Here is a 25,040-nt window from a genome sequence, read left to right on the forward strand (position 1 = left end):
CAAGCCCATGTCGATCGACGTCAACAACGAGTCCGGCACCGAGGTCGATGAGCAGGCGATCCTCGACATCGCCCGCTACGCGCTCGCTCGGATGCGCATCCACCCGCTCTCCGAGCTCTCGGTGATCGTCGTGGACGCCGACGCCATGGAGCAGCTCCACATCCAGTGGATGGACCTGCCGGGGCCCACGGATGTCATGTCCTTCCCGATGGACGAGCTGCGCCCGCCGTCGAAGGACGACGACGAGCCGCCGCAGGGGCTGCTCGGCGACATCGTGCTCTGCCCCGAGGTCGCCGCCAAGCAGGGGGCCGAGGCACCCACGCAGCACACCATGGACGAGGAGCTCCAGCTGCTCACCGTCCACGGTGTGCTGCACCTCCTCGGGTACGACCACGAGGAGCCCGACGAGAAGGCCGAGATGTTCGGTCTCCAGGCGGCCATCGTGGACGGCTGGCGCGCGGAGAAGGGCCTGACCGGTCCCTCCCCGGCCCCGACCGTGTCATGAGTCCCGCCCTCGTCTCAGGCGCCATCGCCCTGGTGGTCGTCGCCTGGCTCGCCGCCTGCGCGGAGGCGGGCCTGGCGCGCGTCTCCAGCTTCCGTGCCGAGGAGGCCGTACGCAGCGGGCGGCGCGGGAGCGAGAAGCTCGCGCTCGTCGCCGCCGACCCGACGCGCTATCTGAACGTGGCGCTGCTGGTGCGCGTGGCCTGCGAGATGGCCGCCGCCGCGCTGGTCACGTACGCCTGTCTGCAGGAGTTCGACAGCACCACCGAGGCGCTGCTGGTCGCCATAGCCGTGATGGTCCTGGTGTCGTACGTCGCCGTCGGGGTGTCCCCGCGCACCATCGGCCGCCAGCACCCGCTGAACACGGCGACGGCGGCGGCGTACATCCTGCTGCCGCTGGCCCGCGTCATGGGCCCGATCCCTTATCTGCTGATCCTCATCGGCAACGCGCTGACCCCCGGCAAGGGCTTCCGGCGCGGCCCGTTCGCCTCCGAGGCGGAGCTGCGCGCGCTGGTCGACCTCGCCGAGAAGGAGTCGCTGATCGAGGACGAGGAGCGCCGCATGGTGCACTCGGTCTTCGAGCTCGGCGACACCCTCGTGCGCGAGGTCATGGTGCCGCGCACCGACCTCGTCGTCATCGAGCGCTACAAGACCATCCGGCAGGCCCTCACCCTCGCCCTGCGCTCCGGTTTCTCGCGGATCCCGGTCGTCGGGGAGAGCGAGGACGACGTGGTCGGGATGGTGTACCTGAAGGACCTCACCCGCAAGACGCACATCTCCCGGGACGCGGAGAGCGAGCTGGTGTCGACGGCGATGCGGCCCGCGTTCTTCGTGCCCGACACCAAGAACGCCGGTGACCTGCTGCGCGAGATGCAGAAGGAGCGCAATCACGTCGCCGTGGTCATCGACGAGTACGGCGGCACCGCCGGCATCGTCACCATCGAGGACATCCTCGAGGAGATCGTCGGCGAGATCACCGACGAGTACGACCGTGAGCTGCCGCCGGTGGAGGAGCTGGGCGAGGACCGCTACCGCGTCACCGCCCGCCTGGACATCACCGACCTGGGCGAGCTGTACGGCCTCGACGAGTACGACGACGAGGACGTGGAGACGGTCGGCGGTCTGCTGGCGAAAGCGCTGGGCCGGGTCCCGATCGCCGGGGCGTCGTCGGTGGTGGAGCTGCCGGACGGCCGCGCGCTGAGGCTGACGGCGGAGGCTGCGGCCGGCCGCCGGAACAAGATCGTGACCGTGCTCGTCGTGCCGGTGGGTCCCCTCGTGCCCCCGGAGGAGGAGAAGGAGTCCGTGTGACCCCCCAGGAACTGCGCGCCTTCTGCCTGTCGTTCAACGCGGCCGTGGAGGACTTCCCCTTCAATCCGGAGACCTCGGTCTTCAAGGTCCTCGGCAAGCTCTTCGCCCTGACGAACCTGGACGCCCGCCCCCTGACGGTCAACCTCAAGTGCGACCCGGACGACGCGGTCCGCCTGCGCGGCGAGCACCCCGGCCTGATCATCCCCGGGTACCACATGAACAAACGGCACTGGAACACCGTCACGGCCGACGGCGAGCTCCCGGACCGCCTCGTCCGGGAGCTCGTCGAGGACTCCTACGACCTGGTCGTCGCCGGTCTACCGAGAGCCGAGCGCCTCCGCCTCGACCGCCCCTGACCCGGCCGTCCGCCGAACGCGCAGTCCGAGGCCGACAAGTGCCGCGGCGGTCAGGACGATCGCCGCGTTCAAGGCCATCGCCGTGCGGGTGCCGGACAGCAGGTCACCCGCGGTGGTGGCGAGGACGCCGAGCAGGGGGATGCCGACCGTGAGGCCGATCTGCTGGGTGGAGGTGACCAGGCCGGTCGCCAGGCCCTGTTCCTCGTTCGGGACGCCGGAGGTGACCGTCAGGCCGTAGGAGATGATCGCGCCCAGGTGGAACATGCTGGCCAGCGACACGGCGGCCGTGGCGAGCCAGACGGACCAGGTCTCGGTGTTCAGGAACACCAGCGCGGAGATGAAGCCGCCCTGCCCCGTGAGGGAGAGGACCAGGGTGCGGCGGGCGCCGAGGCGGCTGACGAACCTCGGGGTGAACGCGCCCGCGACGACCGAGACCACGCCCTGGACGCCGAAGACCAGACCTGTCTCCCAGGCCGACAGGCGCAGGATCTCCTGGAGGTACAGGGTGAGCACGAAGATCACTGTCGACATCATCGAGAAGGTGACAAGGCCGCCGACGTTGCCCCACGCCACCGTGCGGCGGCGCAGCATGGGCAGGGAGACCAGCGGAGCGGCGGTGCGGGACTCCACGACCACGAAGGCGGCGAGCAGCGCGAGGCCGGCGATCAGGGTCGCGATGACGTCGGCGCGGGCGAAGCCGTGGTCGGCGGCCGTCGTCAGGGCGTAGATCAGGGACAGCAGACCGCCGGTGACGGTGATCGCGCCGGGGACGTCGAGGTGCGGGCGCTCCGGGGTGCGGGACTCGGGCAGCAGGCCGGGCGCGAGGGGCAGCACGACCAGGGCGAAGACCGCGAGCAGGCCCATCGTGGAGCGCCAGCCGAGCGCGTCGGTCAGGATGCCGCCGGCCACCATGCCGATGGTGAAGCCGAGGGACATCAGCGTCCCGGAGATGCCGAGCGCCCGGTCGCGGGCGGGGCCCTCGGCGAACGTGGTCGTCAGCAGGGACATACCGGTCGGGACGATGACCGCCGCACCGAGACCCTGGAGGGCGCGTCCGGCGAGGAACGACGCCGGGTCCCAGGCGAATGTCGCGAGCACCGAGGCGGCGGCGAACAGGGCGAGCCCGGTGAGGAACAGCCTGCGGCGGCCGTAGAGGTCGCCGATGCGGCCGAACAGGAGCAGGAAGCCGCCGGACGGCAGCGCGAACGCGGTGACCGCCCACTGGAGTGCCGACTGGCTCATGCCGAGGTCGGCGCCGAGGACGGGCAGGGCGACGTTCAGCACGGAGAAGTCGAGCGCGACCATGAACTGGGCGGCGCACAGGACGAACAGGACGAGTCTGTCGCGCGTCGGCATCCGGGGGGTGTCGGGCAGCGGCGCGGGGGTGGGCGGGGAGGTGGGTGAGGGAGTGTCGATCGCCATGGGCAAGAGCCTGCCGGCGTCGGAATAGCCGTGGGGAGCGGGAAGTTGTGCTGGTGGTGGCACCACCAGCCAACGCGATCAGGGGGGATCGGTACGTGTCCGAGGGCACGCTGAAGAGTCATCGGCGGCGCGAGCTGCGCGAGTTCCTGATGAGCAGGCGGGCCCGGGTGACACCGGGCGAGGCGGGACTGCCCGACGGTGGCGCGCGACGCCGGACACCGGGGCTGCGGCGCGAGGAGGTCGCCGTGCTGGCCGGGGTGGGCGCCTCCTGGTACCAGTGGCTGGAGCAGGGGCGGGAGATCTCCGTGTCGCCGCAGGTGCTGGACTCCGTCGGCCGGGTGCTGCGGCTGAGCGACGCCGAGCGCCGGCACCTGTATCTGCTGGCGGGGCTGAATCCGCCGGCGCCCGAAGTGACGCCCGGGAAGCAGGACATGTGCGACGGGCTGCGGCGGCTGATCGACACGTGGATGCCGTACCCGGCGCACATCATGGACAGGTACTACAACGGCGTGCTGCACAACGACGCGGCCGCGACGGTGCTCGGCATGCGCCCCGGCAAGCGGTGGAACTGTCTGATCGACTTCTTCACCGACCCGATGTACCGCTCGCGCTCCAGGAGCTGGGAGGCGAACGCGGCAACCGTCGTGGCGCAGTTCCGCGCGGTGTGCTCGGCCTCCCCCGACGACGAGGGGTTCCAGGCCGTGCTGGCCGAGGCGAAGGAGTCCAGCGCGGAGTTCACCGCGCTGTGGGAGCGCCGGGACATCGAGGACGCCGGGCAGATCCGCAAGGAGCTGGAGCATCCGCTGGTCGGGCTGCTGTGCATGGAGTCGAGCGTGATGCGGATGCCGGTGCGGCCCGATCTGTCGATCGTGCTGCACACACCGCTGGACGAGGCGAACACCGCGGCCAAGCTGGAGTGGCTGGCGTCCCCGGAGGGCCGGCGCGGGGCGATGTACCCCGTGGCCGGATAGGGCCGGTGGCGCTACGTATGCTCAGCGCATGACCGACAACAGCGCGCTCGACCCCGAGGACCGCAAGATCGTCACCCTGGCCCGTTCCGCGCGGGCCCGCAACGCCGTGCCCGAGGGTGCTGCCGTACGGGACGAGACGGGCCGTACCTATGTCGCGGGGACCGTCGCCCTGGACTCGCTGAAGCTGAGCGCGCTCCAGACGGCGGTGGCGATGGCGGTGGCGTCGGGGGCGACGTCGCTGGAGGCGGCGGCGGTCGTGACGGAGGCGGAGGGCGCCTCGGACGCGGACCGGGCCGCGGTACGCGACCTCGGCGGGCCGGGGACGCCGGTGCTGGTGGCGGGGCCGGACGGGTCGGTGCGTACCACGGTGACGGCGGGCTGAGGTTCGACGCGGGGCGGAGCCGACGGGCGGTTGTCAGTGCCCGGTGTCACGCTGAGGGCATACAGGATCGGCGGAAGGGAATCGTCATGATCACCACCGACCAGGCCCCGGGTTCCCCCTGCTGGCTCGACCTCGGCGCTCCCGACGTCCGGGCCTCCGCGGCCTTCTACGGTGCGGTGCTCGGCTGGGATTACGAGTCCATGGGGGAGAGCGAGGAATTCCAGGGCGGCATGTTCAAGAAGGACGGCAAGACCGTCGCCGGACTCGGCAAGCTCACCGAGGAGGGCGCGCGCTCGGCCTGGATGATCTACTACACCGTCACGGACGCGGACGCCACGGCGCAGGCGGTGCAGAGCGCGGGCGGCACGTTGCGGGTGGCGCCGATGGACCTGGAGGACTGGGGCCGGATGGCGCAGTTCACCGATCCGCTGGGCGGGCAGTTCGCCGTGTGGCAGCCGGGGAAGAACTCGGGCTTCGAGCTGGCGGACGAGCCGGGCTCGCTGTCCTGGACCGAGTTGTACACGACCGACGCCGCGGCCGCGAAGGAGTTCTACGCCGGGATCTTCGGCTGGCGGTACGGCGACATGGAACTGCCGGGCGGCGGTGGCGCGTACACCATCATCACGCCCGCCGGGCTGCCCGAGGACCGGATGCAGGGCGGTCTCATGGAGCTGCCGGCGGAGAACCTCGCGCTGGCGGGCGGGCGGCCGTACTGGCACCCGGTCTTCAACGTCGACGACTGCGACGCGGCGGTCGCCAAGGTCACCGAGAACGGCGGCAGTGTGCAGATGGGTCCGGAGGACGCCGAGGGTGTCGGCCGGCTGGCCGTGTGCGTGGACCCGTCGAAGGCGGACTTCGTGGTGCTGAAGCCGGTGGCCCCGAGCTGAGTCGGGCCGCTCTCCCGCCGGCTGCCCGCAGCGCCTTTCGCGGTGCCGGCGCAGGCGACGCCGTCCTGGGCCGGGCCGTGCTCACGCCGACCGTCTGAAGCCGATCGTCGGCACCGCCCTGCGCAGCGGCCAGGGTCTTTCCGCGTCCTTCGGCACGAGGTCCGTCAGGAACGCGTACCGGCGCAGGGCCTCGGGGTCCTGCCGGTCGAGGGAGCGGACCTGCCGCCACCAGGCGCCGATCTCGGCCCAGCCGGGGGCGGAGAGGGACCCGCCGAACTCCTGGACCGAGAGGGCGGCCGTCAGGCCCGCGAAGGCGAGGCGGTCGGCGAGCGGCCAGTCGGCCAGGGTGCCGGTGACGAACCCGGCGACGAAGACGTCACCGGCACCGGTCGGGTCCAGGGCCTCCACCGCGATGGCCGGGACGACGGCGGTCTCCCCGGTCCTGCCGTCCACCGCGTACGCGCCCTCCGCGCCGAGGGTGACGACCGCCACCGGGACGTGCTCGGTCAGGGCGTGGGCCGCCTTGCGGGGGCAGTCGGTGCGCGTGTACCGCATCGCCTCCTGGGCGTTCGGCAGGAACGCCTCGCAGTGCTCCAGGTCCGCCAGCCCCGCCAGGTCCCACGCCCCGGTGTCGTCCCAGCCGACGTCGGCGAAGATCCGGGTGCCCTTGCTCGCGGCCTGCGCGATCCAGGGTGCTCGGGTGCCCGGCACCAGGGAGGCCACGGCGGCACGGGCGCGCGGCGGGCACTCCGGTGCCCCCTCGGGCAGGGGCACGGGCTCGGGGGGCGGTTCGTGGCCGTGGGAGACCATCGTGCGCTCCCCCTCGTAGGCCATCGACACCGTGACGGGCGAGTGCCAGCCCGGGACCGTGCGCGACGGCGAGAGGTCGATGCCCTCGCCCTGCTCCAGCGCGTCCCAGCAGTAGTCGCCGTAGTGGTCGTCGCCGAAGGCCGCCGCGAGTGACGTCCGCAGGCCGAGGCGGGCCAGGGCGGTGGCCATGTTCGCCACGCCGCCGGGGCTGGAGCCCATGCCGCGCGCCCAGGACTCGGTCCCGCGCACCGGGGCGGAGTCGAGGCCGGTGAAGATGATGTCCAGGAAGACGGTGCCGGTGAGGTACACGTCCCAGGGCGGGTCGGCGGGCACGCGCAGGCCGGCGAGCGGGTCGACCTGGGCGCGGCGGTACGGTCCCGCCGCCATGGCCGACGGCCGCTGGGGCGAGGGTCCTCTTCCGGTGGGCGCGGTGGGCGTGGTCACGGTGCGCTCCCTGACGTGGTGCCGATCTGGCCAGTGTGCACCAAGCCACTGACAACGCCACCACGATCTTGCCCGAGCCGCCCGTCCGTCCAGGTGGAGCGGCCGCTGCCCGCCCCGGACCGCCTCTACCAGCGCGGCACCCGCGGTGTGACCCAGCCCGGTTCCGCGATCCGCATCGCCGCCGCGTCGTCGCGGTCCCTGAGGGTGCCGTCGTCATCGAGCCACCGGCGGTGCAGCTCGGCGAGGCGGGTCCGGTCGAGTTCGACGCCGAGGCCGGGGCCGTCCGGCACGGCGACCTTGCCGCCCTCGAAGGTGAGGCGCTCGGTGAGGACGTCCTCGGACTGCCAGGGGTAGTGGGAGTCGCAGGCGTGGTGGAGGTCCGGCACGGTGGCCGCCACGTGGGTCATCGCGGCCAGGGAGATGCCGAGGTGGGTGTTGGAGTGCATGGACACCCCGACGCCGAAGGTGCGGCAGATCGCCGCCAGCTGCCGGGTGTTGCGCAACCCGCCCCAGTAGTGGTGGTCGGAGAGGACCACCTGCACGGCGTCCGACGCGAACGCCTCCTTGATCTCCGCGAACGTCGTCACGCACATGTTGGTCGCCAGCGGGACGCCGGTGCGCGCGGCGACCTCGGCCATGCCGGCCGTGCCGAGGGTGGGGTCCTCCAGGTACTCCAGGACGTCACCGAGCTCCCGCGCCACCCTCAGCGAGGTCTCCACCGACCAGGCCCCGTTGGGGTCGAGGCGCAGCGGATGCCCGGGAAAGGCCTCGGCGAGCGCCCGGACGGCCGCGATCTCCTCGTCCGGCGGGAAGACGCCGCCCTTGAGCTTGAAGGACGTGAAGCCGTACGTCTCCTTGAACCTGCGCGCCTGCTCGACGACCCCGGCCGGGTCGACGGCGGCGCCCCAGTCGTCCTTCCGGGCGGGCACGCCCTCCGGATGGCCGGCCCACTTGTAGAACAGGTACGCGCTGTACTCGACCGCGTCCCGCACCTTGCCGCCGAGCAGGGCGTGCACGGGCAGCCCGAGCGCCTTGCCGAGGGCGTCGAGGCAGGCGACCTCGAAGCCGGAGACGACGGACAGCCGCAGCTTGTCGGCGGTCTGGACACCGCGCAGCCCGCCGACGTCGACCTGGCCCGAGACCCGGGACCGGTCGACGGCCACCTCGTCGGCGACGGCGAACAGGCCGTTCAGGTCCGTGACCTCGCGTCCGACCAGCTTCCGCGCGAAGAGCCGCGCCGGCTCCAGGTACTTGGTGTCGCCGTATGTCTCGCCGACACCGGTGATCCCGTCGGCCGTCTCGACCTCCACGATCAGGCGGGGCGTGTACGGCTGGTGGACGCCCTGGGTGTTCAGCAGCGGCGGGTCGGCGACCAGGATCGGCGTCAGTCGTACGCCCGTGATGGTGAGGTTCACAGCACGGCTCCCACGAGGTCGAGTCCGGTGACGAGCAGGGCCCTGAGCTCGGCCAGGTCGCCGGGCGAGGGGTCGGTGAGCGGGGCGCGCACGGGTCCGACGGGGCGGCCGCGCAGCCGGGCGGCCGCCTTCACCAGGGAGACCGCGTAGCCGGGCACCCGGTCGCGCAGTTCGACGAGCGGGACGTAGAAGTCGCGCAGCAGCTTGTCGGCGAAGCCGTGGTCGCCGTCGCGCAGGGCGGCGAAGAAGGCGTTCGCGATCTCGGGGGCGAAGGCGTGCACGGCGGAGGAGTAGGCGGGGACGCCGACGGTGGCGTAGGCGCGGGCCTGGATCTCGGCGGTGGCGGCGCCGTTGAAGAACAGGAAGCCCTCGGGCGCGGCCAGGGTGAGGCGCTGGAGGCGGTCGAGGTCGCTGTGGCCGTCCTTGATGCCGATGACGCCGGGGATGCGCACGATGCGGCGCAACGAGTCGGCGGTGAAGGCGACCTGGCCCCGCTGGTAGGCGATCAGCGGCAGCCGGGTCCGGGCCGCGAGCTGCTCCAGCTGGGCGACCAGGCCGTCCTGCGGGGCGGCGACGAGGTAGTGCGGCAGGACGAGGAGGGCGTCGGCGCCGGCCTCCTCGGCGATCCGCGCGAACCGGGCGGCCTGTGCCCAGCCGTACCCGGCCCCGGCCACCACGGGCACCCGGCCGCCGGCCTCCTCGACGGCCGCGGTGACGACGACGCGGTACTCGTCCTCGTCCAGCGAGAAGAACTCGCCGGTGCCGCAGGCGGGGAAGACCGCGCCGGGTTCGGTGGCGAGCTGGGCGGCGACATGGGCGCGGCAGCCGTCCGCGTCCAGCGAGCCGTCGTCGTGGAAGCTCGTCAGCGGGAACGACAGCACGCCGCGTGTCATGCCGTGCCGCAGCCGGCGGATCGTGTCCGTGTCCGTCTTGAGGCTCACCCTGTCATCTCCCCATGTGGACGCCTTCCACGTATAAGAACTGAGATTAGATACGCGAACGGTGACCGTCAATCGCACGGCCCGTCCGATTACGATCGGCCCATGTCAGAGACAGGCGGCGTACGCGAGGTGAAGTCCGCGGCGCGCACGGTCGAGCTCCTCGAACTCCTCGCCTCGCGCGGCGACCGGCCCGCGCGTCTCCAGGAGCTGGCCGACGAGCTGGAGGTGCCGCGCAGCTCCATGTACGCGCTGCTCCAGACCCTGATCTCGCGCGGCTGGGTCCGCACCGATGTCACCGGCTCGCTCTACGGCATCGGCATCCACGCCCTGCTCACCGGCACCAGCTACCTCGACTCCGACCCGCGTGTGCGCCTGGTGCGCCCGTACCTCGACGAGGCGTCGCAGGCGCTGGGCGAGACGATCCACCTGGCGCGGCTGGACGGCCGGGACGTGGCGTACCTGGCGACGCGCGAGTCGCACGAGTACCTCAGGACGATCAGCCGGGTCGGCCGCCGGCTGCCGGCGCACGTCGGCGCCCTGGGCAAGGCACTGCTCGCCGAACGCCCCGACGGCGACCTGCCCGAGGGCCCCTACCGGGCACTCACCCCCAACACCCGTACCAGCCGCGAGGCGCTGGCCGCCGACCTCGCCGAGGTACGGGCGCGCGGCTGGTCGATCGACCGCGAGGAGGGCGTCCTCGGCATCGTCGGCTTCGGCTTCGCGCTGCGCTACGACACCCCGGCGCAGGACGCGATCAGCTGCTCGGTGCCGGTGGCCCGGCTGTCGGCCGCGCACGAGGAGCGGATCGTCGCGGTGCTGCGGGAGACCCGGGCGAAGATCGAGGCGAGGGCCCCCGGCGGCAGGGGCGGCTCGGTGCACTGGCGCAGCTGAGAGTACCCGACGAGGCACGGGCGAGCATCACGACTACCCCCCTTCCCTCACCGCAAACGGAATGTGCCTCAGATCACTCCGTCCCCACTTCTTCGCGGCTCCCTCCGCTTGATACAAATTGCCCGCGCGGTCCTGTCCGTCGACGGCATGCGCCCCTCCCCCTTTTTCTGTGCCGCTCCTTTCGCATGCCCTGGGACCGCCCGTGTTCGCCCCCCGCACCACCCCCTGGCCTCTCATTGCCCTTTTCACGGCCGGGTACCTCGCTCCGTATCTGCTGCCGACCGTCGTCGGCAGGCTCGACTCCGGACTTCCGCTCTCCCCCACCCAGGCCGGTGCCGTCGGCAGCGCGCTGCTGCTGAGTTCGGCCTCGGCCGGCTTCCTGCTGGCCTCCCGCGTGGATCGCTTCGGCGCCCGCAGGCCGGCCCGGATCGGCCTCACCCTGGCCCTGCTCGGCTACGGCGGCGCGGCCCTCGCGCACGCCGTCCCGGCCGTCGTCCTCGGCGTCCTGGTCGGCGGCTTCGGATCCGGTACGGCCACTGCCGTCGCGGCCACCCGTATCGCCGCCCAGCGGGACCCCCACCGGACCACCACGGCCGGCCTGCTCGGCGTCTCCGCCCTCGCGGGCGCCGTCTACCTGACGGTCCCGCACCTCGGTGCGGGCCATGGCCAGCCGCTGGCCGCCATCGCGCTCACGGCCGTCGCCGTATGGCCGCTGACGGGCCGTATCCCGGTCGACGCGCCGACGGTCGAGTCACGCCGGCCCGTCGCACGGCTCCCCCACCTGCGTCCCGGCCTGGCCCTGGCCGGCTGCATGCTGTGCTGGTCCCTGGCCCAGAACTCCCTGTGGGGCGTCAGCGGCCGGATCGGCCTCACGCAGGCGCAGTTGACGGAGGCCACGGTCGGCGCGGTGTTCGCCGTGGCGCTCGGCGCCGGGCTGCTCGGCGTGACCGGGGCGGGCGCGCTCGGCCCGCGGCTCGGCCTCGCCCTGCCGATCGGCGCCGGCACGGTCCTCATCGCGGGCTGCATCGCGCTCAGCGCGTCCGCCACCGATCTGCCGACGTTCGCGACCGGCGAGATCGCCTGGAACACGATCTACCCGATCGTCCTGTCGTACGTCATCGGCCTCGCCGCCTCCCTCGACCCACGGGGCCGCTGGGCGGTGCTCGTGGGTTCGGCGGCGTCGCTGGGCACGGCCGCGGGCCCGCTGGCCGGGAGCGTGCTGTCGGCGCGGGCCGGGTTCCCGGTCATGGGCGCGGTCCTCGCGGTGGGACTGCTGGTCGTCTCCGTCCCCATGACGGCCGTTGCGCTGGGCCGCCTGGCCCGCACGAGCGGCGAGGTCGCCGAGACGGCGGAGGTCGTCGAGGTGGTCGAGGTCGTCGAGATCCCACTGGACACCGTCGAAGCCTCCCCGGCCGCCCCCGACCGCCTGACCGCCGCCACCTGAGCGGCCGCCCGGCGGGCTAGCCGAACGCGTAGCCCGCCACCTCGGCGAGATACCGCGCCCGCAGTTCCTCGTCGTCCTCCAGGAAGGAGGCGAGGAAGGAGTTGCGGGCCAGCTCCCGGAGCCGTTCCCGGTCCAGGCCCAGCGCCGAGCGCACCGCGTCGAAGTTGTCGCCCGCGTACCCGCCGAAGTAGGCCGGGTCGTCGGAGTTGACCGTGCACATCAGCCCGGCGTCGAGCATCGCGGGCAGCGGGTGGTCGGCGAGGGTGTCGACGGTCCGCAGCCGCACGTTCGACAGCGGGCACAGGGTCAGCGGCACCCGCTCCCGCACCAGCCGCTCGACCAGCGCCGGGTCCTCCATGCAGCGCAGCCCGTGGTCGACGCGCTCGACGCCGAGAACGTCCAGCGCCTCGGTGATGTAGGCGGGCGGGCCCTCCTCGCCGGCGTGCGCGACGCGCCGCAGCCCGAGCCGGGCGGCCGCCTCGTAGACCTCGCGGAACTTCACCGGCGGATGGCCGACCTCGGCCGAGTCCAGGCCGACGCCGGTGATCCGGTCGAGATACGGCTCGGCGGCCCGCAGCGTCTCCATGGCCGACTCGGCGGAGTCGTCGCGCAGGAAGCACATGATGAGCCGGGTGGAGACCCCGTGGTCGGCCTCGCTGCTGCCCAGCGCCCGCCACAGTCCCTCGACGACCGTGCCCAGCCCGACGCCCCGCTTGGTGTGGGCCTGCGGGTCGAAGAAGATCTCCGCGTGCCGCACGCCCTGGGCGGCGGCCCGCGCGAGATAGGCGTGCGCGAGGTCCGCGAAGTCCTGCTCGGTGCGCAGGACGGCCATGAGCTCGTAGTACAGGTTCAGGAAGGACTGCAGATCCTCGAACTGGTACGCCTTGCGCAGCTCGTCGGTGTCGCCGTAGGGCAGTGTGACGCCGTTGCGAGCGGCCATCTCGAAGGCGAGCTCCGGTTCAAGGGTGCCTTCGACATGGAGGTGCAGTTCTGCTTTGGGGAGGGGCATCAACGCATCGTACGGCGGCATTACCGACGTTTTGGTAGCGGGACCCTCAGCAGGTCGTGCGCGACCGTCAGCTCCCCGTCGAACCCGGCGTCCCGTGCCTGCCGCTCGAAATCGGCCGGCTCGGTGTAGCGCTGGCTGAAGTGCGTGAGCACGAGATGCCGTACTCCACTGCCGAGCGCGACCCGGGCGGCCTGACCGGCGGTCAGATGACCGTGCTCGGCGGCGAGTTCAGCGTCCTGGTCCAGGAAGGTGGACTCGATGACGAGCATGTCGCAGCCCTCGGCGAGGGTGTACACGCCGTCGCACAGCCGGGTGTCCATGACGAACGCGAAGCGCTGTCCGCGCCGGAACTCGCTCACGTCGTCCAGCGAGACACCGCCGAGGACGCCTTCGCGCTGGAGCCGGCCCACGTCCGGGCCCTTGATGCCGTGCGCGGCGAGCCGCTCGGGCAGCATACGGCGGCCGTCGGGCTCGACGAGGCGATAGCCGTACGACTCGACGGGGTGCGACAGCCGGGCGGTGTGCAGGGTGTAGCCGCCGGTGTCGGCGATGACTCCGTCGGTGTCGACCGGGGCCTGCGTGAGGTCGACGGTCTCACGGTAGGCGGTGGCGTACCGCAGCCGGTCGAAGAAGCGCTGACCGGACCGCGGGTAGTGGGCGGTCACGGGGTGCGGGACCTTGTCGAGGTTGATCCGCTGGATGACCCCGGCGAGCCCCAGTGAGTGATCCCCGTGGAAGTGGGTGACGCAGATCCGGTTCAGGTCGTGGGCCGCGACGCCGGCCCGCAGCATCTGGCGCTGCGTGCCCTCGCCGGGATCGAAGAGGATGCCCTCGCCGTCCCACCGCAGCAGATAGCCGTTGTGGTTCCGGTGCCGGGTCGGGACCTGGCTCGCGGTCCCGAGGACGACCAACTCACGTACGGACACGACTGCTTCGGCCTAGCCGGGGGGCCACTGCAGGCCACGGCCGCCGAGGACGTGGGCGTGCGCGTGGAACACGGTCTGGCCGGCGCCGGCTCCGGTGTTGAACACGACGCGGTAGCTCTCCAGCTTGTCCTCGTCGGCGACGGTCCGGGCCTCGCGCAGGACGTCCGCGGCGAGGGCCGGCTCGGCGGCGGCGAGGGCGGCGGCGTCCTTGTAGTGCGCCTTGGGGATGACCAGGACGTGGGTGGGCGCCTGAGGGTTGATGTCCCGGAAGGCGACGGTCGTCTCCGTCTCCCGCACGATCGTCGCCGGAACATGCTTCGCGACGATCTTGCAGAACAAGCAGTCGTCCTGCGGCTCCCCTGCCATGTTCCCTCCGGGGGTTGGGCCGGTTCGGTTCACGGGGGGCATCGTATCGTCGCCGGGTGCCGCCACGTGGGGGTTGATCGCGCAGTTCCCCGCGCCCCTAGGTGGGCAGACTCGGCGGCGCTTTGGCCGGCCGCTCCTCAAGCCCTTCCAGGGCCAGGCGGATCGCCTCGTCGAGTTGGGTGTCCCTGCCCGCCGCCCAGTCCTGTGGGCGCTGGAACACCTCCACGTCCGGGTCGACGCCGTGGTTCTCGACGTCCCAGCCGTGGCCCTCCAGCCAGATGGCGTACTTCGGCTGGGTGATCAGCGTGCCGTCGACCAGCCGGTACCGGCTGTCGATCCCGATCACACCGCCCCAGGTCCGGGTGCCCACGACCGGTCCGAGGCCGAGCGCTTTGATCGCCGCGTTGACGATGTCCCCGTCCGACCCGGAGAACTCGTCCGCGACCGCCACCACGGGTCCCCGGGGCGCGTCCTGGGGGTAGCTGTACGGCCGCATCCCGCGCGGCAGTTCCCAGCCGACGATCCGCCGGGCCAGCTTCTCCACGACCAGCTGGGAGGTGTGCCCGCCGCCGTTCTCCCGGACGTCCACGACGAGTCCCTCCCGGGCCACCTCGATCCGCAGGTCGCGGTGGATCTGCGCCCAGCCCGGGGCCTGCATGTCCGGCACGTGGAGGTAGCCGAGCCGGCCGCCGGACTTCTCGTGGACGTACGCCCGCCGGTCCGCGACCCACGCGTGGTAGCGCAGCGGCTGCTCGTCCGCGATGGGCACCACGACCGCGTGCCGTACGTCCCCGCCGCCGGCCGGCGAGATCGTCAGCTCGACCGCCTTGCCCGCCGTGCCGACGAGCAGCGGTCCCGGCCCGGTCACCGGGTCCACCGGCACCCCGGCCACGGCCACGATCGCGTCGCCGGCCCGCACCGCGACGCCGGGCGCGGCCAGCGGTGCCCGTGCGTCGGGGTCCGAGGTCTCCGACGGCAGGATCCGGTCGATGCGCCAACTCCCGTCGGCGTGACGGGAGATGTCCGCGCCGAGCAGTCCCTGCCGGGCCCCGCCGCCGTATCCGCCGCGCGACGACACGTAGGCGTGCGAGGTGCCCAGCTCGCCCTGCACCTCCCACAGCAGGTCGATCAGGTCGTCGTGGGTGGCGACGCGGTCGAGGAGCGGGCGGTAGCGGTCCAGGACGCCCGGCCAGTCCACCCCGCTCATGTCGGGCCGCCAGAAGTGGTCCCGCATGATGCGGCCGGCCTCGTCGAACATCTGCCGCCACTCGGCGGCCGGGTCGATCCGCTGCCGTACGCGGGTCAGGTCCACGGTGATGTTGGAGTCGCTGTCCTCGTCGCCGGAGGCCCGCCGGTCGCTCGGTACGACCTTGAGCCTGCCGTCGGTCCACAGCAGGACCCGCTTGCCGTCGCCGCTGACCTCGAAGTCGTCGGCGTCGTCGGCGAGATGCTCGACGCGCCGCTGGAGGAGGTCGTAGCGCTCCAGCTCGGTCTTGGGCTCGGGGTCGTCGGGCGTGGCCCGGGAGGCGCCGAGGGCTCCGCGCACCGGGTGCCGCAGCCACAGCACGCCGTCCTTCGCGGCCCGCAGGCCGGTGTAGCGGGCGGCCTCGACGGGGAACGGCACGATCCGGTCGGCGAGCCCTTCGAGGTCGATACGGGTGGTGGGGCTGCCCTCGCTGTCGGGGGTCTCCTCCTTGTCCGGCGCGTCGAAGGAGCGGCCGTGCCGCTGCGGACCGAAGGGGGACGGCGTCGTGGCCGCCAGCGTGATCAGGTGCGGGCGGGAGCCGACCACGAAGGCCAGGTCGAAGACGTGCTCGTCGTAGACCGGGTCGAAGGCACGCGTCGACAGGAACGCCAGGTGCTTGCCGTCCTGCGTGAACGCGGGCGCGTAGTCCTGGAACCGCAGCGGGGTCGCCTCGGAGACCGAGAGGTCGGTGGTGTTGGCCAGCTTGAGCTGGGCCAGCGGGCGCGGGCCGGGGTGCGACCAGGCGAGCCAGGCCGAGTCGGGCGAGAAGACCAGCCCCGACACGTCACCGTCCACGCTGCGGTCGACCTCGCGGACCTCGCCGCTCTCCCGCTCGACGAACAGCACCCGGCCGTCGTGCGCGGCGACCGCCGCCCGGCTCCCGTCGGGCGCCATGGCCAGCTCCAGCACCCGCCCGAGCTGTCCGGCGGCCAGTCGCCGCGGGGTGGCCCCGGGCGCGAGCCCGGTCGCCGGGGCGAACTCCAGCGCGTCGTCGCCGTCGGCGTCCGTCACCCACACCACCCACTCCTCGCCGTCCGCGCGGAAGGTGCGGGGCAGCCGGGCCCGTACGCCGGGCTCGGCGGCCAGTGCGCGGGCGGGGCCGGAACGGTGGGTGACCCAGTGCACGGTGCCCCGGACGCAGACGGCGCTGCCGCGCGCGGTGTGGTCGGGCGCGGCCTCCCCGAAGGAGCGGGCGGCGTTCAGCGGATACGGCTGCCGGTCGGTGCGCTGCCCGCCGAGCCGGATGTCCGGCCGGCGCGGCTCGGCGCCGTCGAGGTCGTCCAGCAACATGAGTTCACCGGCGGACACATACACGACCCGGGTGCCGTCGCTCGCGGCGTGCCGGGCGTAGAAGCCGTCGACCGGTGTGTGCCGGCGCAGGTCGGAGCCGTCGGCGAGCGAGGAGTACAGGGCCCCGACGCCCTCGTGGTCGGAGAGGAAGGCGATCCGGTCCCCCACCCACACGGGGTCCTCGAGATTCCCGTCCAGCTCTTCGTGGAGCCGTACGAAGTCGCCCGCGCCCTCCCGGTCGATCCACAGCTTGCCCGCCGTACCGCCCCGGTAGCGCTTCCAGCGGGCGGCCTCCAGGCCCATCGGCGCGGAGGCGAGCACCAGGTGCGGCCCGTGCACGACGTCGCCGACGGGGCCGTAGGGCAGGGTGGTCGCGGGGCCGCCGTCGAGCGGGACGGTGTGGGCCCAGGTGCGGCGGCTGCCGGCCTGGCCCCGGGTGCTGATCGCGAGGACCCGGCCGTCCGGGGTCCAGCCGCGCACCCGGGTCTGCCAACTGCCCCAGTGCGTCAGGCGCCTGGAGGGGCCGCCGTCGACCGGCGCGATGTGCACCTCGGGGGCGCCGTCGCGGGTGGAGGTCCAGGCGACGGTCGTGCCGTCGGGCGAGATGCGCGGCCGGGAGACCGGCACGTTGTCGGCGCTGACCCGCCAGGCGCGGCCGCCGTCGAGGGGGGCGATCCACACGTCGTCCTCGGCGGTGAAGGCGACCAGGTCGCCGTGCAGATGCGGGTACCGCAGATACGCGGACGAGGGGTGTGCGGCCGGCGGGAGGGAGGCCGAGGTCGTCACGGCCGTCGCGGACTGTGTCACCCGATCACCCTAAGCAAGGGCGGCGTGCGCGAACAGCCCTTTGGATCACTTGCCCGCGCCGCCCGGGGGAAGCGGTCACTTGCCCTCCGGCCAGCAGTTCGGGTGTTCCTTGCAGTAGACGGTCTTGGTGACGGTCACCGTGACGGTGGGCCCGGGCTGCTGTCCGCCGCCCGGGTTCACGGGCGAGGGTGTGGCGTCGCACTTGCCGAGCCCGTTGACGTGGAACCACTCCTTGCCGTCGATCTTGGCGACCAGGTCCCCGCGCACACAGGCGCCGCTGACGGCCCGGGTGATCCGGCCGGTGACGACGATGTCCTTGCCGTCGCCGGTCTCGCCCTCGCAGTCGACCTTGACCACGGTGTTCTCGCTCGCCGTGGCACCGGAGCTCTTGTTGCCGCCGCCGTCGTAGGAGCCGGTGCAGTTGAGCCACTGCACGTCGGCCTTCTGCCGCTCCAGTTCCGCGGTCACGGTCTGGTCGGTGGTGAACGCGACGGTCGCGCTGCTCAGTCCGCCCGGGTCGCAGGCGCCCAGCCCGCCGACCGCGACCACGACGATCCCGGCGGCACCGGCCACCCGCACGCCGCGCCCCGCACGCCGGTCCACGCGACCTGGAATCCTCCTGAATGCCCCCATGGGAGGGGAGCCTGCCACTGTCCCGGCCGACGCGGTAGAGCGCATACGGCCACTCCAGGACCTCGGACGTCACCATCGGGTGCCGCCCAACCGGCCCTGAGAACCCGGAGACCGGGCGGTGCCCGGCGCCGTGGTGTGGCCGGATGCGACGCCACCGCCGACCGCGCGGGCTCGTCGCCGACGAGCGGACGACGTGTCTGTGGAGCGTCCGGCACAAGCACCACGACGGCGACATGTGCCGTGAGGTCCTGAACCTCCGCCCGGACGGCGCCCGCACGCGCGTGGCGGCCCCGAGCCGCACTCGCCGGAGCTGGGCCTCCACAGGCGTCACTTCCCGCCCGTCCGGCGGTAGGTCCTGTCGGACGCGATGACCGTGGCAACGCCAACCGCCCATCGCGCGCGATGAGCCGAACACCATTCCACCGGGTTGCGAACCGGACGCGCGACCGATGTCAGGACCAGCGGCCGGTACGGCCGAGGAGCAGTGCCGTCGCCGCGGTTCCGGCGGTCGAGGTGCGCAGGACGGTACGGCCCAGACGGTACGCCTTCGCCCCCGCCTCCTCGAAGAGGACGAGCTCCTCCGGCGACACCCCGCCCTCCGGCCCGACGACGAGCACGATCTCGCCCTCGGCCGGCAGGTCGGCGGTCGCGAGGGGCTCGCTGCCGTAGTCGCGGTCCTCGTGCAGTACGGCGGCGAAGTCGGCCGCCGCGAGCAGCGCCGCGACCTGCTTGGTCGTCGCCGCGTCCGCGACCTCGGGGAAGCGCACCCGGCGCGACTGCTTGCCGGCCTCGCGGGCGGTGGCCCGCCACTTGCCGAGCGCCTTGAGGCCCCGCTCGCCCTTCCACTGCGTGATGCACCGGGCGGCCGCCCACGGCACGATCGCGTCGACGCCGGTCTCGGTCATGGTCTCGACGGCGAGTTCACCGCGGTCGCCCTTGGGCAGGGCCTGCACGACGGTGATCCGGGGCCGCTCGGGGGCCTCCTCGGCCACGGCACCGAGCTCCAGCACCAGCCGGTCCTTGCCCTCGGCCGCCTTGACCACACCCTCGGCCCAGCGGCCGTGCCCGTCGGTGAGGACGACGTCCTCGCCGGCCCGCAGCCGCTTCACCGAGACGGCGTGCCGGCCCTCGGGACCGTCGAGCACGAACTCGGCGCCGCCGGCCCGCTCCATCGACTCGACGACGAAGACCGGCGCGGTCATCCGGCCGCACCGCCCTCCGGGTAGGCCGACAACGCTGTCGACGCCGCGTCCAGTTCGGCGACCAGGACCTCCACCAGCCGCCCGGCGGCGAGTTCGCGGGCCATGCGGTGGCCCTGCCCGGCCCACAGCGCCATGCCCTGCGGGTCGCCGGACGCGGCGGCCTTCTTGCGCAGCGGCGAGGTGAGGTGGTGGACCTCGGGGTAGGCGGCGGGGGCGTACGGGCCGTGCTCGCGCATGAAGCGGTTGACGAGGCCGCGCGCGGGGCGTCCGGAGAACGCGCGCGTCAGCTCGGTGCGCACGAACAGGGGGTTGGTCAGCGCCTGCTTGTGCAGGGCGTTGGCGCCGGACTCCGGGGTGATGAGGAAGGCGGTGCCGAGCTGGGCGGCGCCGGCGCCGGCCGCGAGGACGGCGGCGATCTGGCTGCCGCGCATGATGCCGCCGGCGGCGACCAGCGGCAGGCTGACGGTCTCGCGGACCTGGGCGAGAAGCGACAGCAGCCCTATTCCGGTGCAGTCGGTCTCGGGGTGGTCGCGGTGGGTGCCCTGGTGGCCGCCGGCCTCGACGCCCTGCACGATCACGGCGTCGGCACCGGCCCGCTGCACGGCGAGTGCCTCGTCCGGGGTGGTGGCGGTGACGAGGGTGACGGTGCCGGCGCGGCGCAGGGACTCCAGTACCTCGGCGCCGGGCACGCCGAAGTGGAAGGAGACGACCGGCACCGGGTTGTCGAGCAGCACGGCGAGCTTGGCGTCGTAGCCGTCGTCGCGACCGCTGTCCGGGTCCCCCAGCTCGACCTCGTACCAGGCGGCCTCACCGGCGAGCTGGTGACGGTAGACGTCCACGGCGGCCGCGTCGGCGTACTCGGGCTGCGGCATGAACACGTTCACGCCGAAGGGGCGCTGGGTCAGTCCCCGCAGCTGCTTGATCTCCTGGTACATCCCGTCGGCGGTTTTGTACCCGGCGGCGAGAAAGCCCAGCCCACCGGCCTCGGACACGGCGGCAGCGAGATGCGGCACGGAGACGCCGCCCGCCATGGGGGCCTGCACGATCGGATGGGGGAAAAGATCGGTCAGCGCGGAGGACATGACGGCATGTTGTCACGTCCTCCGAACAAGTCCGAATCGGGTCTACCGCTTGGCGGGAGCCGGCTGAAGGAAGCCCGTCCGGCGTTCGAGGACGAGGCCCCTTCAGGGCCGTAGCGGGGGTCCGGGGGCGGCAGCCCCCGGCCACGGCGAGCCGCCCCCACCCACGGGTCAGCGACCGTTGAAAGCATCCTTCAGCCGCGAGAACAGCCCCTGCTGACCCGGCTGGAACTGCCCCTGCGGGCGTTCCTCGCCCCGCAGTTTGGCCAGCTCGCGCAGCAACCGCTCCTGTTCGGGGTCCAGCTTGGTCGGGGTCTGGACCTCGACGTGCACGATGAGGTCGCCGCGGCCGCCGCCCCGCAGATGCGTGACACCGCGGCCGTGCAGCGGGATCGACTGGCCGGACTGGGTGCCGGGCCGGATGTCGACCTCCTCCATGCCGTCCAGCGTCTCCAGCGGCACCTTGGTGCCGAGGGACGCCGCCGTCATCGGGATCGTCACCGTGCAGTGCAGGTCGTCGCCGCGCCGCTGGAACGTGGAGTGCGGGAGTTCGTGGATCTCGACGTACAGGTCACCGGCGGGACCGCCGCCGGGCCCGACCTCGCCCTCACCGGCGAGCTGGATCCGGGTGCCGTTGTCGACACCGGCCGGGATCTTGACCGTGAGGGTGCGGCGGGACCGCACGCGGCCGTCGCCGGCGCACTCGGGGCACGGCGTCGGGACGACGGTGCCGAAGCCCTGGCACTGCGGGCAGGGCCGCGACGTCATGACCTGGCCCAGGAAGGACCGCGTCACCTGGGACACCTCACCGCGGCCGCGGCACATGTCACACGTCTGGGCGGAGGTGCCGGGTGCGGCCCCTTCACCGCTACAGGTGTTGCAGACGACGGCCGTGTCGACCTGGATGTCCTTCGTCGTGCCGAAGGCCGCCTCGTCGAGCTCGACCTCCAGCCGGATCATCGCGTCCTGGCCGCGCCGGGTGCGCGAGCGCGGACCGCGCTGGGACGCCGTACCGAAGAACGCGTCCATGATGTCCGAGAAGTTGCCGAAGCCACCGGCGCCGAAGCCGCCCGCGCCCGCGCCGCCCGCCTGCGAGAGCGGGTCGCCGCCGAGGTCGTAGACCTGCTTCTTCTGCGGGTCCGACAGCACCTCGTAAGCGGCGTTGATCTCCTTGAACCGCTCCTGGGTCTTCGGATCCGGGTTGACGTCCGGGTGCAGCTCGCGGGCGAGCCGCCGGAAGGCCTTCTTGATCTCTTCCTGCGACGCGTCGCGACGCACGCCGAGCACGGCGTAGTAGTCCGTGGCCACTTACGACTCCGCCAGGATCTGTCCGACGTAACGTGCCACTGCGCGTACCGCTCCCATCGTTCCCGGGTAATCCATGCGGGTCGGTCCGACCACGCCGAGCTTGGCGACTGCCTCGCCGCCCGAACCGTAGCCCACCGAGACCACTGAAGTGGAGTTGAGTCCCTCATAGGCGTTCTCGTGCCCGATCCGCACGGTCATGCCCGAATCCCCGGCCTCGCCAAGCAACTTGAGGAGGACGACCTGCTCCTCCAGGGCTTCCAGGACCGGCCGGATGGTGAGGGGGAAGTCATGCCCGAAGCGGGTGAGATTGGCGGTGCCGCCGATCATCAGCCGCTCCTCGTTCTCCTCGACGAGTGTCTCCAGGAGGGTGGAGAGCACGGTCGAGACGGTGCCGCGGTCCTCGTGGTCGAAGCCCTCGGGGAGGTCCTCGACGAGCCTGGGCACATCGGTGAAGCGCCGCCCCGCGACCTTGCTGTTCAGCCGTGCCCGCAGATCCGCGAGCGAGGCCTCGCCGAAGGGCGCCGGGCAGTCGATCATCCGCTGCTCGACCCGGCCGGTGTCCGTGATCAGCACGAGCATCACCCGCGCGGGCGCGAGCGAGAGCAGCTCGACGTGCCGGACGGTGGACCGGGTCAGCGACGGGTACTGCACGACGGCGACCTGCCGGGTGAGCTGCGCGAGCAGCCGTACCGTGCGGGCCACGACGTCGTCGAGGTCGACGGCGCCGTCGAGGAAGTTCTGGATGGCGCGTCGCTCGGGCGGGGTCATCGGCTTGACGCCGGCGAGCTTGTCGACGAACAGCCGGTAACCCTTGTCGGTGGGGATGCGCCCGGCACTGGTGTGCGGCTGGGCGATGAAGCCCTCGTCCTCCAGGGCCGCCATGTCGTTGCGGACGGTCGCCGGGGAGACACCGAGGTTGTGCCGCTCGGTGAGCGCCTTGGAGCCGACCGGCTCCTCCGTCCCGACGTAGTCCTGGACGATGGCGCGCAGCACCTGGAGCCTGCGTTCGCTCAGCATCTCGCGCACACCTCCAGAACTCGTTCCCCTTGACATCTTTCCTGGCACTCTGTCCATCCGAGTGCCAGCCGTCCCCGGCCAGTGTACGGCGGTGGGGTACACCCCGGGCAAGGCCGGGCCAGGTCCGCCGTGCTCGACGCGGGTGTCCCCGCTAGCGTCGCCGCATGACGGTGACTTGGGAAGAGCTGGGATGGGAGCGGCTGGCGTCCGGGGTGGGCAGGTGCCGGCTCCCGGGGTGGGACTGCACGGCGGGGCTGGTCGTGGGGGACGGCAGCGCGCTGGTCGTCGACGCCGGGTCGAGCCTGGCGGAGGGCGTGCGGTTGCGTACGCAGGCGCAGTTGCTCGCCGGTCACCGTGTGACTCATCTCGCGCTGACGCATCCCCACTTCGACCATGTCTTCGGGGCGGCCGCGTTCGCGGGCGCGGAGGTCTACGGCCCGGTCGGCATGGACACGGTGCTCGACGGCCGGCAGGCGCGCGAGGAGCTGCGGGCCGACGCGGTGCGCCACGGTCTGGATCCGGCCGCGGCGGAGGAGGCGGTGGACGCGCTGATCCGGCCACGACACCAGGTCAGCGGCGAGTGGACGCTCGACCTGGGCGGTGGCCGCCGGGTCCTGCTGGCGAACTTGGGCCCCGCCCACACCGCGCACGACCTCGTGGTGTTCGTGCCGGGCGACGTCACAGGCGATCGGGAGGTGGTCTTCTGCGGCGATCTGGTGGAGGAGTCGGGCGAGCCCCAGGCCGGTCCCGACGCGGTGCCCTCGCACTGGCCGGCCGCGCTGGACCGGCTGCTGTCCCTGGGCGGTGAGGACGCGCTGTACGTGCCCGGTCACGGAGCGGTGGTGGACGCGGAGTTCGTACGGCGCCAGCGCGACGAGCTCGCGTCGGAATTCGGCGTGTCGCAGTGAGCGCGGGCGTGCTTCTCCTATCGTCATCCGAATGCGCCAGTACTCCCCGGACCTGACCCCGCCCTGGAAGAAGCCCGAGCCCGTCCGCGAGGTCCCGGCGGAGCCCGGCCTGGTGGTCGAGGAGCCCGGCACGGGGTTCTGCGGCGCGGTGATCCGCTGCGAGGCGGGCACGGTGACCCTGGAGGACCGCTTCGGCAAGCACCGGGTGTTCCCGCTGGAGCCGCGCGGATTCCTGCTGGAGGGCAAGGCCGTCACGCTGGTCCGCCCGTCGGGGGCGGCTCCGGTACGCCCCACCCGTACGGCGTCCGGTTCGGTCGCGGTCCCCGGCGCCCGCGCCCGCGTTGCCCGCGCCGGCCGTATCTACGTGGAGGGCCGGCACGACGCCGAGCTGGTCGAGAAGGTGTGGGGCGACGACCTGCGCATCGAGGGCGTGGTCGTGGAGTACCTGGAGGGCGTCGACGACCTGCCGTCGATCGTGGCCGAATTCGCACCCGGTCCGGACGCGCGCCTGGGCGTCCTGGTGGACCACCTGGTGCCCGGCACCAAGGAGTGGCGCATCGCCGAGTCGGTGACGAACGAGCACGCCCTGGTGGTGGGCCACCCGTACATCGACATCTGGGAGGCGGTGAAGCCGTCGGCCCTCGGCATCGAGGCATGGCCCCGGATCCCGCACGGCCAGGACTGGAAGACCGGGGTCTGCCGGGCCCTGGGCTGGCCGTCGGACAACACCGGGGCAGTGTGGCAGGCGATTCTCCAGCGGGTGGGGTCCTACAAGGACCTGGAGCCGGAGTTGCTGGGGAGGGTGGAGGAACTGATCGACTTCGTCACGGCGTAGCACCGAGCGGCGGCAAGGTGCCGAACCTGCTCGTGTCCAGATCGATGCTCACCCATGGCAGCGGCACCGAATCCCCGAACTTACGGGTTCGCTCCGACTGATAGTCGGCCGAAACACCGCTCCCGATCGGCTCCGACAACACCAGGCACTTGGCTTCGAAGGGGTCAATGATCAGGTATGCGGGGACCCCACCGGCTGCGTAGATCGACCGCTTCTCCACGTAGTCACGGTGGACGCTGGTCTTGGAGACGACCTCCACCAACAAGGTCACGGCACCTGCGGGCACGAGCCGCCCGGGGCCGTCATCGGCGCCGACCTCCAGGACGACGAGGTCCGGTTGTGGCTCGCTGTCCTGACCGGGAAAGGCGACGTCCTGCGTTTGCAGCCGGTCCCATCCGGCCGACGGGATCTGATCTTGCACTGCCTGCACGATGCGGTTGTGGACCTTGTCGGGTCCGGCCATCATCACGATTTCCCCCCGGATGAGCTCAGCCTTGAAGCCCTCGGGGACCTCAAGGTTCTCGAATGCCTCATGCACCCGGCGATCATCCACAGCGGTCATCTCCGTGGCCCTCCACATCCGCCGCGTCCTTTTGGCGGCAGCCTACGAATCAGGTTAGGGACCGAACCGACGTTCCGCAC

At 72.4% G+C, this 25,040-nt stretch carries 24 protein-coding genes; 10 read left to right on the forward strand and 14 right to left on the reverse strand.

Translation table 11 applies throughout. From position 1 onward, the window contains the following. Positions 1 to 7: 7 nt before the first annotated feature. Genes ybeY through AC3ETA_RS01690 form a run of 3 tightly spaced genes read left to right on the forward strand, consistent with a single transcriptional unit; the run spans position 8 to position 2,165 of the window. A complete protein-coding gene (ybeY, locus tag AC3ETA_RS01680; protein ID WP_388167591.1) occupies positions 8 to 505 on the forward strand; it encodes an rRNA maturation RNase YbeY in 498 nt (165 codons plus the stop codon). Continuing rightward, positions 502 to 1,809, forward strand: a complete 1,308-nt coding sequence (locus AC3ETA_RS01685; RefSeq protein WP_432190990.1) for a hemolysin family protein — start codon at positions 502 to 504, stop codon at positions 1,807 to 1,809. The genes ybeY and AC3ETA_RS01685 overlap by 4 nt, the downstream gene beginning before the upstream one ends. Then, positions 1,806 to 2,165 carry an MmcQ/YjbR family DNA-binding protein gene (locus AC3ETA_RS01690; RefSeq protein WP_271663735.1) on the forward strand — a complete coding sequence of 120 codons (360 nt, stop codon included), beginning with the start codon at positions 1,806 to 1,808 and terminating at the stop codon, positions 2,163 to 2,165. Before AC3ETA_RS01685 ends, AC3ETA_RS01690 begins: the two co-directional genes overlap by 4 nt. Here the strand turns inward: AC3ETA_RS01690 and AC3ETA_RS01695 are convergent. After that, positions 2,127 to 3,587: an MFS transporter gene (locus tag AC3ETA_RS01695; protein ID WP_432190991.1), complete on the reverse strand. Its 1,461-nt coding sequence runs from the start codon at positions 3,585 to 3,587 to the stop codon at positions 2,127 to 2,129. The genes AC3ETA_RS01690 and AC3ETA_RS01695 overlap by 39 nt on opposite strands. A gap of 149 nt (positions 3,588 to 3,736) precedes the next feature. On the opposite strand from AC3ETA_RS01695, the gene AC3ETA_RS01700 reads away from it, so the two are divergent. The 3 genes from AC3ETA_RS01700 (at position 3,737) to AC3ETA_RS01710 (ending at position 5,827) form a co-directional block, all read left to right on the forward strand. Then, positions 3,737 to 4,558: a helix-turn-helix transcriptional regulator gene (locus AC3ETA_RS01700; RefSeq protein WP_432191060.1), complete on the forward strand. Its 822-nt coding sequence runs from the start codon at positions 3,737 to 3,739 to the stop codon at positions 4,556 to 4,558. Between the two features lie 28 nt (positions 4,559 to 4,586). Next, positions 4,587 to 4,940, forward strand: a complete 354-nt coding sequence (locus AC3ETA_RS01705; RefSeq protein ID WP_432190992.1) for a cytidine deaminase — start codon at positions 4,587 to 4,589, stop codon at positions 4,938 to 4,940. An 86-nt stretch (positions 4,941 to 5,026) separates the two neighbouring features. Continuing rightward, positions 5,027 to 5,827, forward strand: a complete 801-nt coding sequence (locus tag AC3ETA_RS01710; protein ID WP_432190993.1) for a VOC family protein — start codon at positions 5,027 to 5,029, stop codon at positions 5,825 to 5,827. A gap of 81 nt (positions 5,828 to 5,908) precedes the next feature. Here the strand turns inward: AC3ETA_RS01710 and AC3ETA_RS01715 are convergent, their stop codons facing one another. The 3 genes from AC3ETA_RS01715 to AC3ETA_RS01725 all read right to left on the reverse strand — a co-directional run bounded on the left by AC3ETA_RS01715 (position 5,909) and on the right by AC3ETA_RS01725 (position 9,389). Continuing rightward, positions 5,909 to 7,024 (reverse strand): carbohydrate kinase family protein, encoded by a 1,116-nt coding sequence (locus tag AC3ETA_RS01715; protein ID WP_432191061.1) that lies wholly within the window; start codon positions 7,022 to 7,024, stop codon positions 5,909 to 5,911. A gap of 182 nt (positions 7,025 to 7,206) precedes the next feature. Continuing rightward, positions 7,207 to 8,496 (reverse strand): glucarate dehydratase family protein, encoded by a 1,290-nt coding sequence (locus tag AC3ETA_RS01720; RefSeq protein ID WP_432190994.1) that lies wholly within the window; start codon positions 8,494 to 8,496, stop codon positions 7,207 to 7,209. Continuing rightward, a complete protein-coding gene (locus AC3ETA_RS01725; RefSeq protein ID WP_432191062.1) occupies positions 8,493 to 9,389 on the reverse strand; it encodes a 5-dehydro-4-deoxyglucarate dehydratase in 897 nt (298 codons plus the stop codon). The genes AC3ETA_RS01720 and AC3ETA_RS01725 overlap by 4 nt, the downstream gene beginning before the upstream one ends. A gap of 150 nt (positions 9,390 to 9,539) precedes the next feature. Here AC3ETA_RS01725 and AC3ETA_RS01730 point away from each other — a divergent pair, with 150 nt between their 5' ends. After that, on the forward strand, positions 9,540 to 10,328 hold the full coding sequence (locus tag AC3ETA_RS01730) for an IclR family transcriptional regulator (RefSeq protein ID WP_432190995.1): 789 nt from the start codon (positions 9,540 to 9,542) through the stop codon (positions 10,326 to 10,328). A 202-nt stretch (positions 10,329 to 10,530) separates the two neighbouring features. Further along, entirely contained in the window at positions 10,531 to 11,772 is a 1,242-nt protein-coding gene (locus AC3ETA_RS01735; protein ID WP_432190996.1) for an MFS transporter, read from the forward strand. 16 nt (positions 11,773 to 11,788) lie between these two features. On the opposite strand, the gene AC3ETA_RS01740 is transcribed toward AC3ETA_RS01735, so the two are convergent. The 9 genes from AC3ETA_RS01740 to hrcA form a co-directional block, all read right to left on the reverse strand. Beyond that, a complete protein-coding gene (locus tag AC3ETA_RS01740; RefSeq protein WP_432190997.1) occupies positions 11,789 to 12,781 on the reverse strand; it encodes an adenosine deaminase in 993 nt (330 codons plus the stop codon). 20 nt (positions 12,782 to 12,801) lie between these two features. Beyond that, positions 12,802 to 13,707 carry a ribonuclease Z gene (locus AC3ETA_RS01745; protein ID WP_432190998.1) on the reverse strand — a complete coding sequence of 302 codons (906 nt, stop codon included), beginning with the start codon at positions 13,705 to 13,707 and terminating at the stop codon, positions 12,802 to 12,804. A 12-nt stretch (positions 13,708 to 13,719) separates the two neighbouring features. Next, on the reverse strand, positions 13,720 to 14,073 hold the full coding sequence (locus AC3ETA_RS01750) for a histidine triad nucleotide-binding protein (protein ID WP_432190999.1): 354 nt from the start codon (positions 14,071 to 14,073) through the stop codon (positions 13,720 to 13,722). 97 nt (positions 14,074 to 14,170) lie between these two features. Beyond that, the gene (locus AC3ETA_RS01755) at positions 14,171 to 17,344 is read right to left on the reverse strand and encodes a S41 family peptidase (RefSeq protein ID WP_488187626.1); all 3,174 of its coding nucleotides are present in this window, start codon (positions 17,342 to 17,344) and stop codon (positions 14,171 to 14,173) included. A gap of 147 nt (positions 17,345 to 17,491) precedes the next feature. Next, on the reverse strand, positions 17,492 to 18,049 hold the full coding sequence (locus AC3ETA_RS01760) for a hypothetical protein (RefSeq protein WP_432191000.1): 558 nt from the start codon (positions 18,047 to 18,049) through the stop codon (positions 17,492 to 17,494). A 452-nt stretch (positions 18,050 to 18,501) separates the two neighbouring features. Continuing rightward, on the reverse strand, positions 18,502 to 19,251 hold the full coding sequence (locus tag AC3ETA_RS01765; protein WP_432191001.1) for a 16S rRNA (uracil(1498)-N(3))-methyltransferase: 750 nt from the start codon (positions 19,249 to 19,251) through the stop codon (positions 18,502 to 18,504). Further along, a complete protein-coding gene (locus AC3ETA_RS01770) occupies positions 19,248 to 20,333 on the reverse strand; it encodes a nitronate monooxygenase (RefSeq protein ID WP_432191002.1) in 1,086 nt (361 codons plus the stop codon). The genes AC3ETA_RS01765 and AC3ETA_RS01770 overlap by 4 nt, the downstream gene beginning before the upstream one ends. A gap of 168 nt (positions 20,334 to 20,501) precedes the next feature. Continuing rightward, a complete protein-coding gene (gene dnaJ / locus AC3ETA_RS01775; protein ID WP_359046827.1) occupies positions 20,502 to 21,638 on the reverse strand; it encodes a molecular chaperone DnaJ in 1,137 nt (378 codons plus the stop codon). Further along, positions 21,639 to 22,655 carry a heat-inducible transcriptional repressor HrcA gene (gene hrcA, locus AC3ETA_RS01780; RefSeq protein WP_432191003.1) on the reverse strand — a complete coding sequence of 339 codons (1,017 nt, stop codon included), beginning with the start codon at positions 22,653 to 22,655 and terminating at the stop codon, positions 21,639 to 21,641. A gap of 164 nt (positions 22,656 to 22,819) precedes the next feature. On the opposite strand from hrcA, the gene AC3ETA_RS01785 reads away from it, so the two are divergent. Continuing rightward, positions 22,820 to 23,563 (forward strand): MBL fold metallo-hydrolase, encoded by a 744-nt coding sequence (locus AC3ETA_RS01785; protein WP_432191004.1) that lies wholly within the window; start codon positions 22,820 to 22,822, stop codon positions 23,561 to 23,563. A gap of 31 nt (positions 23,564 to 23,594) precedes the next feature. Further along, a complete protein-coding gene (locus tag AC3ETA_RS01790; RefSeq protein WP_432191005.1) occupies positions 23,595 to 24,398 on the forward strand; it encodes a DUF3097 domain-containing protein in 804 nt (267 codons plus the stop codon). Here AC3ETA_RS01790 and AC3ETA_RS01795 read toward each other — a convergent pair. Further along, on the reverse strand, positions 24,388 to 24,960 hold the full coding sequence (locus AC3ETA_RS01795; RefSeq protein ID WP_432191006.1) for a Uma2 family endonuclease: 573 nt from the start codon (positions 24,958 to 24,960) through the stop codon (positions 24,388 to 24,390). The genes AC3ETA_RS01790 and AC3ETA_RS01795 overlap by 11 nt on opposite strands. Positions 24,961 to 25,040: the final 80 nt, after the last annotated feature.

The organism is Streptomyces sp. bgisy027, from assembly GCF_057710365.1.

Excerpts from the sequence above, each read along its gene's own strand:
- AC3ETA_RS01710 (WP_432190993.1), top strand. The coding sequence starts at position 5,027 with ATGATCACCACCGACCAGGCCCCGGGTTCCCCCTGCTGGCTCGACCTC.
- AC3ETA_RS01790 (WP_432191005.1), top strand. The coding sequence starts at position 23,595 with ATGCGCCAGTACTCCCCGGACCTGACCCCGCCCTGGAAGAAGCCCGAG.
- AC3ETA_RS01765 (WP_432191001.1), bottom strand. The coding sequence starts at position 19,251 with ATGACCGCGCCGGTCTTCGTCGTCGAGTCGATGGAGCGGGCCGGCGGC.
- AC3ETA_RS01740 (WP_432190997.1), bottom strand. The coding sequence starts at position 12,781 with ATGCCCCTCCCCAAAGCAGAACTGCACCTCCATGTCGAAGGCACCCTT.
- AC3ETA_RS01760 (WP_432191000.1), bottom strand. The coding sequence starts at position 18,049 with ATGGGGGCATTCAGGAGGATTCCAGGTCGCGTGGACCGGCGTGCGGGG.
- AC3ETA_RS01685 (WP_432190990.1), top strand. The coding sequence starts at position 502 with ATGAGTCCCGCCCTCGTCTCAGGCGCCATCGCCCTGGTGGTCGTCGCC.
- AC3ETA_RS01795 (WP_432191006.1), bottom strand. The coding sequence starts at position 24,960 with ATGACCGCTGTGGATGATCGCCGGGTGCATGAGGCATTCGAGAACCTT.
- AC3ETA_RS01705 (WP_432190992.1), top strand. The coding sequence starts at position 4,587 with ATGACCGACAACAGCGCGCTCGACCCCGAGGACCGCAAGATCGTCACC.
- AC3ETA_RS01785 (WP_432191004.1), top strand. The coding sequence starts at position 22,820 with ATGACGGTGACTTGGGAAGAGCTGGGATGGGAGCGGCTGGCGTCCGGG.
- AC3ETA_RS01770 (WP_432191002.1), bottom strand. The coding sequence starts at position 20,333 with ATGTCCTCCGCGCTGACCGATCTTTTCCCCCATCCGATCGTGCAGGCC.
- ybeY (WP_388167591.1), top strand. The coding sequence starts at position 8 with ATGTCGATCGACGTCAACAACGAGTCCGGCACCGAGGTCGATGAGCAG.
- AC3ETA_RS01725 (WP_432191062.1), bottom strand. The coding sequence starts at position 9,389 with ATGACACGCGGCGTGCTGTCGTTCCCGCTGACGAGCTTCCACGACGAC.
- AC3ETA_RS01700 (WP_432191060.1), top strand. The coding sequence starts at position 3,737 with ATGAGCAGGCGGGCCCGGGTGACACCGGGCGAGGCGGGACTGCCCGAC.
- AC3ETA_RS01695 (WP_432190991.1), bottom strand. The coding sequence starts at position 3,587 with ATGGCGATCGACACTCCCTCACCCACCTCCCCGCCCACCCCCGCGCCG.
- AC3ETA_RS01715 (WP_432191061.1), bottom strand. The coding sequence starts at position 7,024 with ATGGCGGCGGGACCGTACCGCCGCGCCCAGGTCGACCCGCTCGCCGGC.
- AC3ETA_RS01750 (WP_432190999.1), bottom strand. The coding sequence starts at position 14,073 with ATGGCAGGGGAGCCGCAGGACGACTGCTTGTTCTGCAAGATCGTCGCG.
- hrcA (WP_432191003.1), bottom strand. The coding sequence starts at position 22,655 with ATGCTGAGCGAACGCAGGCTCCAGGTGCTGCGCGCCATCGTCCAGGAC.
- AC3ETA_RS01730 (WP_432190995.1), top strand. The coding sequence starts at position 9,540 with ATGTCAGAGACAGGCGGCGTACGCGAGGTGAAGTCCGCGGCGCGCACG.